This is a genomic window from Streptomyces sp. NBC_00996 (assembly GCF_045162675.1).
Lineage (GTDB): Bacteria > Actinomycetota > Actinomycetes > Streptomycetales > Streptomycetaceae > Streptomyces.
In genome coordinates this window covers 5,666,642-5,681,205 of sequence record NZ_CP108723.1, presented here as the reverse complement: position 1 = coordinate 5,681,205, position 14,564 = coordinate 5,666,642, and the positions used below count along the sequence as shown (strand labels likewise).

Sequence of the window (14,564 nt, the reverse complement as noted above, 5' to 3'; positions counted from 1 at the left end):
ACGAGCGGAAGGCCGGGACTTGGACACTGCGGCGGCCGAGTGGACGGGCTCGGAGAGACCGGTCGACGAGCGCCGGGCCGGACGGGTGGCCGGGGCCTGGGCGGCGGGGTTGTTGCTGGCCGGGGTGAGCGTGGTCATCGGCTGCCGGGCGGCCGACAGTGACGGGATCACGCCCGTGCCGCAGTTGCTGGCGTTTCTGCCGTGGCTGCTGGCCCCCACCGGGCTCGCGCTGCTGCTCGCGCTGCTCGCGCGGTGGCGGATCGGGATGGTGTGGGCGGTGCTGTTGCTGGGGATCGTCGCATGGTTCATCGAGCCGTACGGGAAGACCAGCGAACCCGGTGGGGCTCCGCTCGCCGAACTGCGGGTGATGACCTCGAACGTGGAGTTCGGGCGGGGGACCGGCGCACTGATTCCGGTGGTGCGGCGGGAGAAGCCCGACATCCTGTTCGTGGAGGAGTGCGAGTACGGGTGTTCGCGGGCGTTGCGGGACGCCTTCGGGGGAACCGACGGGGTCTATCCCTACCGGGAGGCCGTCGAGGGGGCCGGATCCGACGGGGCCGTCATCATCAGCCGGTTCCCGCTCACCGGGGCCGACGGCGTTCGCGGGACCATGGGCATGCCCGGAGCCGTCGCCGACGTGCGCGGGCACGACGTACGGCTGCAGCTCGCGCACCCCATGCCCCCGCTCCCCGGCCAGCTCGGCGTCTGGCGGCGCGAGCTCGGCGAGCTGCGCGACTACGCGGCCCACGGCAGCGGTCCGACCATCATGGCCGGGGACTTCAACGCCTCCCAGGACCACGCCGCGTTCCGCCGCGTCCTCGACACCGGCCTGCGCGACAGCGCCCGGCTCGCCGGAGACCCCCGCACCCCGAGCTGGCCCGCGAGGACCACCCCGACGCTCGGCGCGCAGATCGACCATGTGCTCGTCTCCGAGGACTTCTCGGCGAACAAGGCGACGTTCCCGCGCATCACCGGTACCGACCACCGCGCGCTCGTCGTCGATCTCACCCTCCACCAGCGCCGATGACCCCGGGGGCGGCCCGGCACGGCCGTCATACTTGGTCCATGTCCCGAGAGTTCCCCATCGGCCTCACCCCTCCCGACTGGCTGGTCAGGAACCTCCAACCGGAGCAGGCGTCCGTCAACTGGGCCGCCGTCGCCCGCGCCGCGATCGCCCTGGCCCTCCCGCTCGCCATCGGACTCGCCGCGGGACAGCCGGTCTACGGCGCCCTCGCCTCCATGGGCGCCCTGTCCGGGGTCATCGGCGACACCGCGGACGCCTACCGTCTGCGGATCCTCAACATCGCCGTGCCCCAGCTCTTCGGCGCTGTCGGCGTCACGATCGGCTCGCTCGTGTTCGGGCACGGCTGGCTCGCCGTCGCCGCCGTCACCGGGGTCGCGCTGGTCTCCGGGATGATCTCGTCGATCGGCGCCGTGGCGTCCGTGTCCGGACTGCTGCTGCTCCTGAACTGCTCGATCGGCGCCGGACTTCCGCTGCCGGGCGAGTGGTGGCTGGCACCGCTGCTGATGTCCGGCGGCGGGCTCCTCGTCCTCGCTCTGGCGCTGCTCGCCTGGCCGTTGCGGTCGGGGGTGCCGGAGCGGGCCGCCGTCGCGAGCACGTACCGCACGGTCGCGGACCTGCTCGCCGCGAGCGGGACCGACGCCTACGACGACCTCCGCGTCACCGTCACCCAGTCCCTCAACCAGTCGTACGATGTCGTCCTCGCCCGGCGCGCCTTCCGCCACGGCCGCAGCCCCGACCTCGTCCGGCTGCTGGCGCAGTTGAACGCCGTCACGCCCGTCGTCGAGGCCGCCCCCGCCGCCCACCAGTACGGCAAGCCGCTGCCCGCCGAGATCCCCGCCGCCGTACGCCATCTCGCCGAGGCCGTGGAGACCGGCTACGCCGGACCGATAGGACTCCGGCTGCCCGCCCCGTCCAACGAGACCGCGCGCGCCGTCGACCACGCCCTGCGCCACGCCGCCGACGTCGTGACCGCCCGGTCGCCGGACGCCCAACCTGTCGACGACCGCCTCGGTCGGCCCGCCGCCCTCCGTGTCCGCGCCGTGCGCGCCGCCCGCAACGTCCTGCTGTCCGGCGCCTCCTGGCGCTACGGGCTGCGCCTCGCCCTGTGCATCGGCCTCGCCCAGGTGCTGGTCTCGATCATCCCGGTGCCGCGCTCGTACTGGGTCACGCTCACCATCACCTTCGTGATGAAGCCCGACTTCGGTTCGGTGTTCTCCCGGGCGCTGCTGCGCGCGCTGGGCACGGTGGCCGGGCTCGTCGTCGCGGCCGCGGTCCTCACCGTCGTACCGCGCGGCTGGTGGGACGTGCCCGTCCTGCTCGTCCTCGGGCCGCTCATCCCGGCGTTCACCCCGCGCGGCTACGGCTACCAGACCGCCGCCATCACCCCGGTGATCCTCCTCCTCTCCGACATCCTCAACCACCAGGGCACGGCTCTCCTCGTCCCCCGCCTGGTCGACTCCCTGATGGGGTGCGCGATCGCGCTCGTCGCCGGGTACCTGCTGTGGCCGGAGAGCTGGCACACCCGGGTCGGCGAGCGGCTCGCGGACGCGGTCGCGGACACGGCCGGCTATGTGGAGCTGGCGTTCGGGGCCGGCATCGATCCCGCCGCCCGCGCCCGCGCACGACGACGGCTCTACCGCGACCTCTCCGCCATCCGTGCGGAGTTCCAGCGCGCCCTGACCGAACCGCCGCCGATCGGGCGCCGCGCGGCCGCCTGGTCGCCGCTCGTCGTCGCCGTCGAACGGATGGTGGACGCCACGACCGCGGCCCGGGTCCGTGTCAAAGAGGGCGCGCCCGAGCCGTCCGCCGCCGAGGTCGCCCACGTCGTCCTCCAGCTGCAGGAGTTGTCCGAGGGGCTGCGCGAGACCGACGTGCTCGTCGCCGTCCGTACGGATCTCACGGGGCCCTCGGGCTCCGTGCTCGAACCGCTCCGCCAGGAGGTCGCGGCGGCGCGGTCGATCGCGTCACCGCACTGACGGGACGTTCGCCCCACCGCTGCCAGAGAACGTCCGCCCCGCTGCGTCGAGGGACCGAAGTCCGCTGAACGCATCGGCGGTGCCGTCACGATCCGCGGTCTCCAGGTGATCCGGTACGGGCAGGGGGCGCTCTTCGACTCGAAGAGCGCCCCCTGCCGTATGCACAGCTACCGCTAGACCCCTACGTCGCAGCCGTCCGTGCGCCACACCGCGACCACTGCCGGTCGGACGATCTTCCCGGGGCCGTCGGGCCAGACACTCGCCGGCTTCTCGACGGACGCGCCGTCGATCTCGCCCGGGTGCTGCACGGCGACGAGCACGCGCCGGTCCTGGACGAGCGGGCCGCAGGTCTCCGCGCCGGTCGGCACGGTCAGGAACTGCTTCAGCTCACCGCGCCGCTCACCCTTGGTCGCGACACCGAACAGGCCGTCGTGCGAGCCGAGTTGGTTGCCGTCGGTGGAGATCCACAGGTTCCCGTACGAGTCGAAGGCCACGTTGTCGGGGCAGGAGATCGGGCTGACCTTGTCCTTCGGGAAGCCGGCGAAGTAGGTGGCCGGGTCGGCCGGGTCGCCCGCGACGAGGAACAGCGACCAGGCGAAGGTGGTGCTCTCGGCGCGGTTGCGGCGCTCGGTGAGCTCCAGGATGTGGCCGTGCTTGTTGGCGTTGCGGGGATTGGCCTCGTCGGCGGCGGCGAAACCGGTCTTGCCGCGGTTGGTGTTGTTGGTGAGGACGACGTACACCTTGCCGGTGTGCGGCGAGGGCTGGATGTCCTCGGGTCGGTCCATCTTGGTCGCGCCGACCTTGTCGCCGGCGAGCCGTGTGAAGACGAAGACCTCCTCGGCCGTCATCCCGTCGACGTGCGAGACGGCGCCGTCGGCGGTCGCGGTGGCCAGCGGGATCCACTCCCCGCTCCCGTCGAACTCGCCGTCGGCCGGCAGCGTCCCGCTGCCGTCGATGTCGGCGGCCGGGGAGTCGCCGGTGAGCTTGGCGACGTACAGCGTGCCCTCGTCGAGCAGGGAGAGGTTGTGCTCGCGGACGGCCCTGCTCGGCCCCTTCTTCATCCGCTTGCTGCCGACGAACTTGTAGAAGTAGTCGAAGCGCTCGTCGTCACCGGTGTAGACGACGGGCCGGCCGTCCTCCGTCAGACGCACGGTCGCCGCCTCGTGCTTGAAGCGGCCGAGGGCGGTGTGCTTGCGGGGCGTGGACGTCGGGTCGTACGGGTCGAACTCGACGACGTACCCGAAGCGGTGCACCTCGTTCGGCTCCTGGGCGACGTCGAACCGCTTGTCGAAACGCTCCCACTTGCGCTCTGTGGGGCCCGTGCCGATGCCGTACCGCTTGTCCGTGGCACGGCTGCTGTTGGCGAAGTACTGGTTGAAGTTCTCCTCGCCGTGGAGGGTGGTCCCCCAGGGGGTCGTACCGCCGGAGCAGTTGTTCAGCGTGCCGAGGACCTTGCGACCGGTCGGGTCGGCGGAGGTCTTCAGCAGATCCGATCCGGCGGCCGGGCCGGTGAGCCGGAACTCGGTGGTGGCGGTGACGCGGCGGTTGAGGGGGTGGCGGGAGACGGCGGTGAGCTTGCCGGTGCGGTGGTCGTTCTGCACGACGACAGCGGACAGGCCGTGCGCGGCCCAGGCGACCTCGGCCTGCTCACGGGTGGGGTTCTCGGCGTCGTACCCCCGGAACATCAGGATCTCGTCGGTGTACTCGTGGTTGGCGACGAGGACCTGACGACCGTGCTCCGCGGGCAGCGGGAGGAGAGCGAGGAAGTCGTTGTTGTAACCGAACTGGCCCGCCTGGGCCGCGGCGGTCTGGTTCTCCGGGTCGAAGGCGGGGGCGCCGCGGAGGATGGGCTCGCCCCACCGGATGACGACGTTCTGCCGATATCCGTCCGGGATCACGACGGCGTCGGTGGTGTTCGGAGCGACGGGCGTGAAGCGAAGCCCACGCGCCCCCTTTTCGCCCTTGTACGCCGACTCGGTCGCGGCTCGGGCCTGCGGGGCGCCCGTGCCGACGACCGCCGCGCCCGTCGCCGTGGCCACCGTGACGACGGCCGCGGCCCGCATCATCGAACGACGGCTGAGCGCGCCGGCGATGACGTCACCGACGTACGCGTTGTCGCTGGTGTTGGGCACCTCGTGGAAGCAGGCGTCACCACAGCGGAACCGACAGGTCATGGCGGAGCGGCCGCCCGGATGCGTTCCTGATGTCCCCGGCGTTCCGATCAACGGCAGCAGTCTGCGCACTTTACTCTCCCCATGCGAGTCCTTGGTGTCAACGTGACGCTAGGGGGGCGTGCGTGCAGGAACGCTGCACTCCGATGAACGAAGAGTGAACCTGTGGGAGCCGAGGGGGTATTGACACGGCGGCATTACGGCCCCCCGCCCCTGCCCAAGATCACCGGCGGCGGCCGCTAACCTTACGTGTCCGTCCTGGCCAGGGATTAACGGGCATCAACTCACGCGAAGGGTTGCGCACATGGGCATTCTCACTCTCCTGCGGAACGCGTTCGGCCGCTCACGCAAGGGTCGTGACGCCGACGCGGAGACCTCGCGAGAGGCCTCGGCTCCGACGGTTCCGGCCCCCGCCGCCGAACCGGTTCCCTCCTCCGAGGAGGCCGAACGGGTTCCCGCACAGGAGTCCGCCGCCGAGCCGAAGATTCCGTCTCCTTCACCCGAGCCGGAGCCGACGCCCGAGGCCAATCCGTCCGTGGTGGACGAGCTGGTGTCGGCGGCATTCGACAACGTAGCGGTCCCGAAGCCGGCGTCGGCGCCTCAGGCGGAGACACTGGAGGGGACACCGGAGGCGGCGAAGCCCACGGTGGCGGAGGTGACACCCGAGGCTGCGACTGAGGCCGAGCCCGAGGCTGAGCCCGCGGCTGGGGCTGAACCGGAGCCCGCGGCCGAGGCCGAGCCCGTCACCGAGACCGAGCCGGAGCCCGTCGCTGAGGCTGAGCCCTCGGCCGAGGCTGAACCGGAGCCCGCGGCCGAGGCCGAGCCCGTCACCGAGACCGAGCCGGAGCCCGTCGCTGAGGCTGAGCCCTCGGCCGAGGCTGAACCGGAGCCCGCGGCCGAAGCTGAGCCCGTCACCGAGACCGAGGCTGAGCCCGTCACCGCGGCCGAGCCGGAACCCGCGCCCCAGGTCGAGTCCGGGACCGAGGTCGAGGCCGCCCCCGAGCCCGTAGCGGAAGAGGTCCCGGCGGCAGAGCCGGAGCCCGTGGTCGAGGTAGCTGCTGCAGAGCCGGACCCTGTCGTCGCCGAGGAGCCCGCTCCCGTCGCCGCACGGGCGGACGAGCCCGCATCGGCGCACGTGGACGAGCCGGCTGCCGCACAGGCGGACGAGCCGGCGGCCGCCGACGGCGATCAGGCCCCACAGGGGCCACCCGCAGCCGACGACGAGAGCAGCACGGGTGGTGCGGGCGGGAACGACACGGCCGAAGGCGAAGCCGAGGCCGAGCCCGAACCGACGGCCGAGGAGTCCACGGACCCGGAGCCGGTAGCCACCGAAGGCGAAGCCGAGGTGGAGGCCGAAGGCGAAGCCGAGGTGGAGGCCGAAGGCGAAGCCGAGGTGGAGGCCGAAGGCGAAGCCGAGGTGGAGGCCGAAGGCGAAGCCGAGGCGCCCGGCAAGCCCGCAACCCCCCTCACCCACGTCAAGACCCACGCCCCGAGCCTGGTCACGGCGTACAGGGAAGCGGGGACCGCGCTGAAGAAGCGGGACCTCACCGGCACCCGAGCCCACCTCTACCTCGTCCTCGACCGCTCCGCGAGCATGCGCCCGTACTACAAGGACGGCTCCGCCCAGGCCCTCGGCGAACAGGCCCTCGCCCTCGCCGCCCACCTGGAACCGGAGTCCACCGTCCACGTCGTCTTCTTCTCCACGGAGCTGGACGGCACCGGCGAGCTCACCCTCACCGAGTACGAGAACAAGATCGACGACCTGCACGCAGGGCTCGGCCGCATGGGCCGCACCAGCTACCACGCCGCCGTACAGGAAGTGCTCACCCACCACGAGAAGCACCACCCGGACGCGGAGCGGGCCCTCGTGATCTTCCAGACGGACGGCGCCCCCGACGCCAAGACCCCCGCCACCCAGTCCCTCACGGACGCGGCGAAGGACCACCCCACCGTCTTCTTCTCGTTCGTCGCCTTCGGCGAGCACGACAACAAGGCCTTCGACTATCTCCGCAAGCTGAAGACCGACAACACGGCCTTCTTCCACGCGGGCCCGACCCCGCGCGAGCTGACGGACGCGGAGATCTACGACGGCGTACTGGAGAACTGGCGCCCGTAGCCGCCCCCGCCACGAGGAACCGGGCCGCCCCCTTCCCACCCCTTAAAACGGGAAGCGGGCGGCCCACCCATGTCGGCTACGATTTCAAGGTTCGTAAGACGACCGACGACACGACCTGAACCGACGATCGTCACCCCACGTAGCGACTTGGGAGCAGCCCGCGATGGCTCGACACCTCATCACCAGCGCCCTTCCGTACATCAACGGGATCAAGCACCTGGGCAACATGGTGGGGTCCATGCTCCCGGCGGACGTGTACTCCCGGTACCTCCGCCAGCGCGGTCACGACGTTCTCTACATCTGCGCGACGGACGAGCACGGCACCCCGGCCGAGCTGGCAGCCAAGGAGCAGGGCCTGCCGGTCGACGAGTTCTGCGCGCAGGCGCACGACGCGCAGAAGGCCGTGTACGACGGCTTCGAGCTGGCCTTCGACTACTTCGGCCGCAGCTCCAGCCCGGAGAACCGCGAGATCACCCAGCACTTCGCGCGCCGCCTGAACGAGAACGGCTTCATCGAGGAGCGCTCGATCCGCCAGGTGTACTCGCCGGCGGACGGCCGCTTCCTCCCGGACCGCTATGTGGAGGGCACCTGCCCGCACTGCGGCTACGACAAGGCGCGCGGCGACCAGTGCGAGAACTGCACGCGCGTGCTGGACCCGACGGACCTGATCAACCCGCGCTCGGCGATCTCCGGCTCGACGGACCTGGAGGTCCGCGAGACGAAGCATCTCTTCCTGCTCCAGTCGAAGCTCCAGAGCGAGGTCTCGGAGTGGGTGGCGCGCCACGAGCACGAGTGGCCGCAGCTCGCCTCCTCCATCGCCCGCAAGTGGCTGACGGAGGGTCTGCACGACCGCGCGATCACCCGTGACCTGGACTGGGGCGTCCCGGTTCCGGCCGACACATGGCCGGAGCTGGCGGCGGAGGGCAAGGTCTTCTACGTCTGGTTCGACGCCCCGATCGAGTACATCGGCGCGACGAAGGAGTGGGCGGACCAGGACCCGGAGAACCGCGACTGGAAGTCGTGGTGGTACGAGGCGGACGACACGGTCCGCTACACGGAGTTCATGGCGAAGGACAACGTCCCGTTCCACACGGTGATGTTCCCGGCCACGGAGCTCGGCGTCCGTGAGCCCTGGAAGAAGGTCGACTACGTCAAGGCCTTCAACTGGCTGACGTACTACGGCGGAAAGTTCTCCACGTCCCAGAAGCGCGGTGTCTTCACCGACCACGCGCTGGACATCCTCCCGGCCGACTACTGGCGCTACTTCCTCATCGCCAACGCCCCCGAGTCCGACGACTCGTCCTTCACCTGGGAGCACTTCACGGCCACGGTCAACAAGGACCTGGCCGACACCCTCGGCAACTTCGTCAACCGCGTCCTGTCCTTCTCCAAGAAGCGCTTCGGCGAGGAGGTCCCGGCGGGCGCGGAGGCGGGCGAGGCGGAGGCGAAGCTGGGCGAGGAGATCGCGGGTCTCCTGGCCGAGTACGAGACCCAGATGGAGGCCCTCCAGTTCCGCAAGGCCGCGGCGGCGCTGCGCGCCCTGTGGTCGGCGGGCAACTCCTACCTGGAGGAGAAGGCCCCCTGGCTGGAGATCAAGACCAACCCCGAGGGCGCGGCGCTGACCCTGCGCACGGCGATGAACCTGATCCACCTCTACGCGGTGGTCTCGGAACCCTTCATCCCCGCGTCCTCCCGCGCGATGCGCTCGGCCTTCGCCCTCACGGACGACACGGCCGCCTGGGTCACGACCGACGAGGCCAAGTCCCTGGACTCGGTCCCCGCCGGCACCCCCTTCACGGTCCCCCCGGTCCTCTTCGCCAAGATCACGGACGAGGACCTGGAGACGTACAAGGAGCGCTTCGGCGGCGCACCGGAGTGATCCACCGGCGATCGGGGCCCGGGAGCGTACCGCTCCCGGGCCTTCGCCATACCCGCGCACCACCGGCGACGGAAAGGCCACAACATGGCGGAACGGCGCGACGGGAGCCTGAGAGCAAACCGCTCAGGAGCGGGCGAAGGCGGGTGTCGAAGGGGTGGCCCCCGCTTCTGGCATGTCCCCGCTCACCCGTATGGTTTCCGCCATGGCAGTCCCAGTCCCCGAGCTCATTCCGATCGCCTACGAGCCGAAGCACCGTACCGAGACCATCGGACGGTACGCGGACGGTCAGTTTCTGGCGACGATCACGTACGCCTTCCCCGAAGGGTTCCGTCCCGACGACGGCTGGGAAGAGCACAAGCGCCTCTACGTGGTGCTCCACACCTTCGACTCCGCGGGCAGCTACCGCGATTCGGAGATCTGGTGCGCCGGCACCTGGGCCGAACAGCAGCGCAACCCGCACGGCGACGACTCGGTGCTCTCCCGCGCCCGGGTCCACCTGGCGAAGCTCCTGCGCAGCCTCCCGCGCCGCTCCTACACGGACATCGCGATCCGCCCCTTCCACCTCACCGTCGACGGCGTGCTGTTCGGCCTGGTGACGGGAGAGGACGAGGGCGAGGCCTGGGCCGAGCTCTACCCGGACCGCCTCGGCTTCGGCGAGCCGTGGGACGGAACGTACGACACCTGAGCGACACCCCGCCGCCGCGCGGCACGGACCTCGCCCCGACCGTCTCGCCAGGGCCGATCCGAAAGGCCCGGGACAGAGGAAGCGCCCCGGGCCATTACCTGGGCTTTGGCCCGAGAGTTGATGGTGTAGAGGGGGATGCCAAGGATGAGTCCTTACGTGTTTGTGGAGCACGTGCTGTGCGTGTGGAGCCCCGGTGAACGGGGCTTCCGACTCATCAATGGTCGCGGGGAGGGGAAAGGTTGCCGGGATTTTCAGCCAGGGCGGAGATCGGCCGGGCGCCCACCGACTACGGCGTGAAGACCTGCTCCAGGCGGTGGATGGCCCCGTCGTCGCCGGTCTCGTACTTGAACACCAGGCCGGAGTCGGGGTGCGCATCGATCCAGTCGATCAGCTCCTGCACGCCGATCCGCTGGTTCTCACTGCTGTCGGTGATGGGGTTGGTGGCGGTGACATACGCGGCCTGGTCGAGTGCCCAGCGGCTGTCCTCGCCCGTGACGACGAAGGGCGCGCCGTCCGTGTCCTTCCCCGGGCATCCCCAGGCCCCGTGCTGGATGACGAGGTTCACCTTCCCGGTGCTGCCGTCGAGTTCCTCGACGCGGTAGACGGCGATCTCGTCGGGGTCGACGTGGTCCGGGCTCGGCGGCTCGTCGACACACTTGGCGGCCGGCGCGCCGGCCGCTGCTGATCCGGTGTGCTGGACGGCGGGCTTTGCGGCCGGCGTGCCGCTGTCGGCCGCACCGGACGACGAGGTGGCCGTGGCTCCCCCGCTAGGCGCCCCGTCGGGCGCCCCGGCCGTCCTGCTGAGCGATGGTGCGGCCGTGGCACCCGCGCTCGGCACCCCGCCGGCCCCGGTGGCAGAGCCGTCCTTCTGGCACCCGGTGAGCATGGCGGTCAGTGCGACGGCGGTGAGCGCGAGCACGGCGGGTCTGAGGCGGTTGGCATTCATCTGGGACGTCCCCCTGGTCACAAGCGGCCTCATCGGCCGCACCCCGGAGCGGGACCGTAGCAACGGCGTCGTCCCACCGCAGCACTGGAACGCCTGGTGTCACAGAGCCGGGACGAGGCCGTCACGGCGTGCGGACGGTGTCCCCCAGTGGGGGAAGTTCGCCAATGCGGCTCACGCTCACCCCGGTCTTCGGGCAGACCCACACCGCCACGCCCTCGACGACGGTCGCGGCCGACGGATGCGAGTCCGGATGGGCCGGGCAGCGCGGCCACACCGCCGACTCGCCCTCCGTCCACAGCGCTTCGACCGCCCACTCCTGCACCTGGTCCGCGACCTCGGCGAGCCGCACACCGGGCCGGTCGTCCGGCCCCCAGTACACGCCCTGGCCGGAGCCGTCGGGGGCGTGGAGCATGAGGCCGGGGTAGTCGTCTTCGGGCTCGCGCACGTCGGGCTGTACGGAGCACTGGGCGCGGAGGTCCCGAAGGACGGTTTCGAGGACGCGGGCGAACTCGTCGTCGCTCACGTACGGTCCGCGTGGATCCGCTTGAGCAGGGCGGCGAGGCCGTCTCGGGAGACGGGGAGTATTCGGGCGGGCTCGTCGCTTTCGCGGAGCAGCAACGTGCCATTGCCGTGGGCGAGTTCCACGCACTCGTCACCATCGCCGCCTCCGGAGTAGGAGGACTTCTGCCACTGGTTCACGCCCTACAGCTCCTTCGCCATACGGTGCACAAAGTCCCGCGACTTCGCCGGGTCGAGCGAAGCCGACTCCACCTTACGAAAGAGCGTTCGGAACCGGGCGAGCTGGGACTGCGCGTCCAGAAACGGGCCCCCGTGGGGCGCATCGCGCTTGGCGGTGTCCAGTTGAGGCAGGGGACCACCCGCGTACAGCATCGAAGCGTTGGCACCGGCGAAGCCGTCCACGTCGAACGGAATGACACGTACCGAGACGTTCGGGCGCTCCGACTGCCGCAGGATTTCCTCGAGTTGGGCCCGCGCTGCGCGGCGATCGGCAACACGTGTCCGGAGCACGGACTCGTGCACGACTGCCTCGTACGAGACCGCCTCGTCCTGCTCGACCACGACCCGCCTGCGCATACGGTGCGCGACGCGCGGCTCCAGCTCACTCGCCGGCAACTCCGGCACCATGTAGGCAAACACGGCTCGGGCGTACTCCTCGGTCTGCAGTACACCCGGCACGTGAGCTGTGGAGATCACCCGCAGGAAGCGCGCGTGATGCTCAAGCTCAGACAGGTCGAGGAAGCCGGGTGGCAGCACACCACGGAACTCCTCCCACCAGCCTCGCGTACGATCCGTCGCCATCGCCACCAGCGCCTCGATCAACTCCTCCTCCGCGCAGGCGTAAAGGGCGGCAAGCTTCCGTACGCGCTCCTCGCTGACCCCGGAAAGGCCGGACTCGACCTGGCTCATCTGCGCCGAGGTGGACGACAGGAGCTCTGCCACCTCACGGGCCGACATCCCTGCCGCGTCCCGCAGTTTGCGCAACTCGGCCCCCAGTCGCACCTGACGCGCGGTGGGCTGACTCCTCGGCGCCATGCGGTTCATCTCCTCAACGGCACTGCTTGCAGCGCCGGTTGGTGACCTCGTTCGGGTGCCAGATTACGCTCACGGCTTGCGCGAGGAGAAATTTCTCCCCTACCTTCAGTGACGCGACGCACACGCTGCGGAACCCCGGGGCCCCCGGAAGCGCACCGCCCCGCCACGCCATGACGGGGGCGGCATGCCACCGCCCGAAAACCACAGCTCCCCCCAACTCCCCCTCCCTGACCAGGAGTCCCGCATGCCCGAAACCGGAGAAACCACCGACGACCAACCCTGGGAGTACACCCTCTACATCCCCAACGACCCCCGCGCCGTCACGATCTGCCGCCGCACGCTCCGTCTGATCCTCACCGCCCACGGCCTCCCCCACTTCACGGAAGCCGCCGAGCTGCTGGCGACCGAGCTGGTCACCAACGCCGTACAACACACAAAGGGCCCCGCAGCCATAAAGCTCCGCGCGGAAAACGGCGCCCTCCGCATCGGCGTCTGGGACGCGGACCCCACACCATCGCACCCGCCCCGGCACACCACCCCGGACGCCGATTCAGGCCGCGGCCTCACCCTCGTCCGCAGCTGCGCCAACACCTGGGGTTGGGTCCCCCAACGGGACACCAAGAACGTCGTCGGCAACGGCAAGTACATCTGGTGCGAACTGGCCGCGACGGCGTGAACGTTTTCGCTGTCCCCGAAAGAGTGAACGCATAGCCATCGGCCGGGCACCACGGTCCTTGATCCACCTAGGTTGCGCACATGGTCACATCAGCTCACGAGGGCATGCACCGCATCTTCCAGGAGCGGCCCGAGATCCTGGCTCCCGTGTTTGGGGTGCTGGGCATCGAGTTACCCGAGAAGGCGGCCGTCTACGCGGTAGCCACCGACGCCACGGAGGCCAAACCCATGGCCCGGCACATCGACACCGTGCTGCGTGTCGGGCCCTCCGACGGGGACGACTTCCTGCTCGCCGTCGAGGCGCAGGAACGACGAGACCGCAAGAAGGAGTCAAGCTGGCCTTATTACGTCGCCTATCTCCAAGCGAAGTACAGCCTGCCCGTATTGCTTCTCGTCGTCTGCCGGGACCGGGCCACCACCAAATGGGCAGCCGGTCCATTCGACTGCGGAGCCCGCGGCTGGACCGCGCAGCGGACGTACCCGCTGGTCGTCGGGCCGGACAACCTCCCAGTGATCGCCGACGAGAGAACCGCGGCCGAGAAGCCCGCGATGGCCGCGTTCTCCGCCCTGGCACACGCCAACAGCCCCGACGTCGACGGCATACTGGACTCACTGGGCCGTGCCCTTGCGGGCATGGAGCCGGACGCCGCCAGCTACTTCTACCAGTTCCTGGACAGTGCCCTGGGGGCATCCCCCGCCGGAGACAAATGGAGGAACATCGTGACGTTCGTCAACTACTTCCCCGGCCGGGGCACACTGCTTGAGAAGACCTTCCTCGAAGGTGAGGCGAGGGGAGAGGCCAAGGGTGAAGCCAAGGGTGAAGCCAAGGGCATCCTGCGTGTCCTGGAGGTGCGCGGCCTCCCCATCTCCGACGTCGTCCGTGAACGCATCACCGCATGCACCGACCTCGATCGTCTGAACGACTGGCTCGACCGGGCCGGAACAGTCGCTCACGCGGAGGACCTGTTCACCGGGGACGGCGACGTCTCGGAGGACGCCACCCCATGAAGCCAGACCTCCAGTTCGACCGGCTGAGCCCGGAACTTCAGGAGAAGCTGAGGGGTCGCATGACGGTCACGGCGCTCTGCATGGCCATCGGCCTGCCCACAGATCAGGCGATCGCCGACCACAACGCGCACCTGAACGAAATCAGCCGACGCGATTCCCTCGCGCTGCACGAGGTCAGTTACCTGCGTTCCGAGGCAGGAGGCTGGGCCGAGGAATACACAGAGGGATGGGCCGACGGATTCGCCGAGGGGCGTGCCACGGCGGTGCTCAGGGTCCTGCAGGCCAGGAACGTCCACATCACCGGCAACACCTGGGAACGCGTCACAGCCTGCTCAGACTTGGCCACGCTCACCCGGTGGCTGAACCTGGCCTTCACCGTCACCCGTACCGAGGACCTGTTCGCGGCAGAGCCCGGACACGTACAGGAACCCTCGCCTTGACTGTCAGTGCTCCGGCTGCAAGTCCCTGTTCTGACCGCCAGGTTGAGCAATGAGTGGAGCACCCGGAGCACACGGCCCCGGGCGCTTTAC

At 70.1% G+C, this 14,564-nt stretch carries 13 protein-coding genes; 8 read left to right on the top strand and 5 right to left on the bottom strand.

Annotation, left to right across the window (positions count from 1 at the left end; genetic code table 11):
- The first annotated feature begins 19 nt into the window (after positions 1-19).
- Both OG390_RS26665 and OG390_RS26660 read left to right on the top strand, forming a co-directional pair.
- Complete coding sequence (locus OG390_RS26665) at positions 20-1,027, top strand: endonuclease/exonuclease/phosphatase family protein (RefSeq protein ID WP_406171697.1); 1,008 nt, start codon at positions 20-22, stop codon at positions 1,025-1,027.
- Between the two features lie 38 nt (positions 1,028-1,065).
- A complete protein-coding gene (locus OG390_RS26660; protein WP_406171695.1) occupies positions 1,066-3,000 on the top strand; it encodes an FUSC family protein in 1,935 nt (644 codons plus the stop codon).
- 173 nt (positions 3,001-3,173) lie between these two features.
- Here OG390_RS26660 and OG390_RS26655 read toward each other — a convergent pair whose 3' ends face one another.
- The gene (locus OG390_RS26655) at positions 3,174-5,243 is read right to left on the bottom strand and encodes a PhoX family protein (protein ID WP_406171693.1); all 2,070 of its coding nucleotides are present in this window, start codon (positions 5,241-5,243) and stop codon (positions 3,174-3,176) included.
- A gap of 232 nt (positions 5,244-5,475) precedes the next feature.
- Between OG390_RS26655 and OG390_RS26650 the strand changes: the two genes are divergently transcribed.
- The 3 genes from OG390_RS26650 (at position 5,476) to OG390_RS26640 (ending at position 9,851) form a co-directional block, all read left to right on the top strand.
- Positions 5,476-7,287, top strand: a complete 1,812-nt coding sequence (locus tag OG390_RS26650; protein ID WP_406171691.1) for a VWA domain-containing protein — start codon at positions 5,476-5,478, stop codon at positions 7,285-7,287.
- A gap of 163 nt (positions 7,288-7,450) precedes the next feature.
- On the top strand, positions 7,451-9,166 hold the full coding sequence (gene metG / locus OG390_RS26645) for a methionine--tRNA ligase (protein WP_406171689.1): 1,716 nt from the start codon (positions 7,451-7,453) through the stop codon (positions 9,164-9,166).
- Positions 9,167-9,368: 202 nt separating this feature from the next.
- Positions 9,369-9,851: a hypothetical protein gene (locus tag OG390_RS26640; RefSeq protein ID WP_406171687.1), complete on the top strand. Its 483-nt coding sequence runs from the start codon at positions 9,369-9,371 to the stop codon at positions 9,849-9,851.
- A gap of 286 nt (positions 9,852-10,137) precedes the next feature.
- On the opposite strand, the gene OG390_RS26635 is transcribed toward OG390_RS26640, so the two are convergent.
- The 4 genes from OG390_RS26635 to OG390_RS26620 form a co-directional block, all read right to left on the bottom strand.
- A complete protein-coding gene (locus OG390_RS26635; RefSeq protein WP_406171685.1) occupies positions 10,138-10,797 on the bottom strand; it encodes a hypothetical protein in 660 nt (219 codons plus the stop codon).
- 121 nt (positions 10,798-10,918) lie between these two features.
- Positions 10,919-11,320, bottom strand: coding sequence for a hypothetical protein (locus OG390_RS26630; RefSeq protein WP_406171683.1), 402 nt, complete (start codon positions 11,318-11,320; stop codon positions 10,919-10,921).
- Positions 11,317-11,496: a DUF397 domain-containing protein gene (locus tag OG390_RS26625; protein ID WP_406171681.1), complete on the bottom strand. Its 180-nt coding sequence runs from the start codon at positions 11,494-11,496 to the stop codon at positions 11,317-11,319. Before OG390_RS26625 ends, OG390_RS26630 begins: the two co-directional genes overlap by 4 nt.
- Before the next feature lie 3 nt (positions 11,497-11,499).
- A complete protein-coding gene (locus OG390_RS26620) occupies positions 11,500-12,351 on the bottom strand; it encodes a helix-turn-helix domain-containing protein (RefSeq protein WP_406171680.1) in 852 nt (283 codons plus the stop codon).
- A gap of 244 nt (positions 12,352-12,595) precedes the next feature.
- Between OG390_RS26620 and OG390_RS26615 the strand changes: the two genes are divergently transcribed.
- The 3 genes from OG390_RS26615 to OG390_RS26605 all read left to right on the top strand — a co-directional run bounded on the left by OG390_RS26615 (position 12,596) and on the right by OG390_RS26605 (position 14,474).
- The gene (locus OG390_RS26615; RefSeq protein WP_406171678.1) at positions 12,596-13,027 is read left to right on the top strand and encodes an ATP-binding protein; all 432 of its coding nucleotides are present in this window, start codon (positions 12,596-12,598) and stop codon (positions 13,025-13,027) included.
- Between the two features lie 80 nt (positions 13,028-13,107).
- Entirely contained in the window at positions 13,108-14,034 is a 927-nt protein-coding gene (locus OG390_RS26610) for a hypothetical protein (protein ID WP_406171676.1), read from the top strand.
- Complete coding sequence (locus OG390_RS26605; protein ID WP_406171674.1) at positions 14,031-14,474, top strand: hypothetical protein; 444 nt, start codon at positions 14,031-14,033, stop codon at positions 14,472-14,474. Before OG390_RS26610 ends, OG390_RS26605 begins: the two co-directional genes overlap by 4 nt.
- Positions 14,475-14,564 lie beyond the last annotated feature (90 nt).

Bases quoted from the DNA above. Each gene is read 5' to 3' on its own strand.
- OG390_RS26660 (WP_406171695.1), top strand. From the start codon at position 1,066: ATGTCCCGAGAGTTCCCCATCGGCCTCACCCCTCCCGACTGGCTGGTC.
- OG390_RS26650 (WP_406171691.1), top strand. From the start codon at position 5,476: ATGGGCATTCTCACTCTCCTGCGGAACGCGTTCGGCCGCTCACGCAAG.
- metG (WP_406171689.1), top strand. From the start codon at position 7,451: ATGGCTCGACACCTCATCACCAGCGCCCTTCCGTACATCAACGGGATC.
- OG390_RS26640 (WP_406171687.1), top strand. From the start codon at position 9,369: ATGGCAGTCCCAGTCCCCGAGCTCATTCCGATCGCCTACGAGCCGAAG.
- OG390_RS26635 (WP_406171685.1), bottom strand. From the start codon at position 10,797: ATGAATGCCAACCGCCTCAGACCCGCCGTGCTCGCGCTCACCGCCGTC.
- OG390_RS26620 (WP_406171680.1), bottom strand. From the start codon at position 12,351: ATGGCGCCGAGGAGTCAGCCCACCGCGCGTCAGGTGCGACTGGGGGCC.
- OG390_RS26615 (WP_406171678.1), top strand. From the start codon at position 12,596: ATGCCCGAAACCGGAGAAACCACCGACGACCAACCCTGGGAGTACACC.
- OG390_RS26610 (WP_406171676.1), top strand. From the start codon at position 13,108: ATGGTCACATCAGCTCACGAGGGCATGCACCGCATCTTCCAGGAGCGG.
- OG390_RS26605 (WP_406171674.1), top strand. From the start codon at position 14,031: ATGAAGCCAGACCTCCAGTTCGACCGGCTGAGCCCGGAACTTCAGGAG.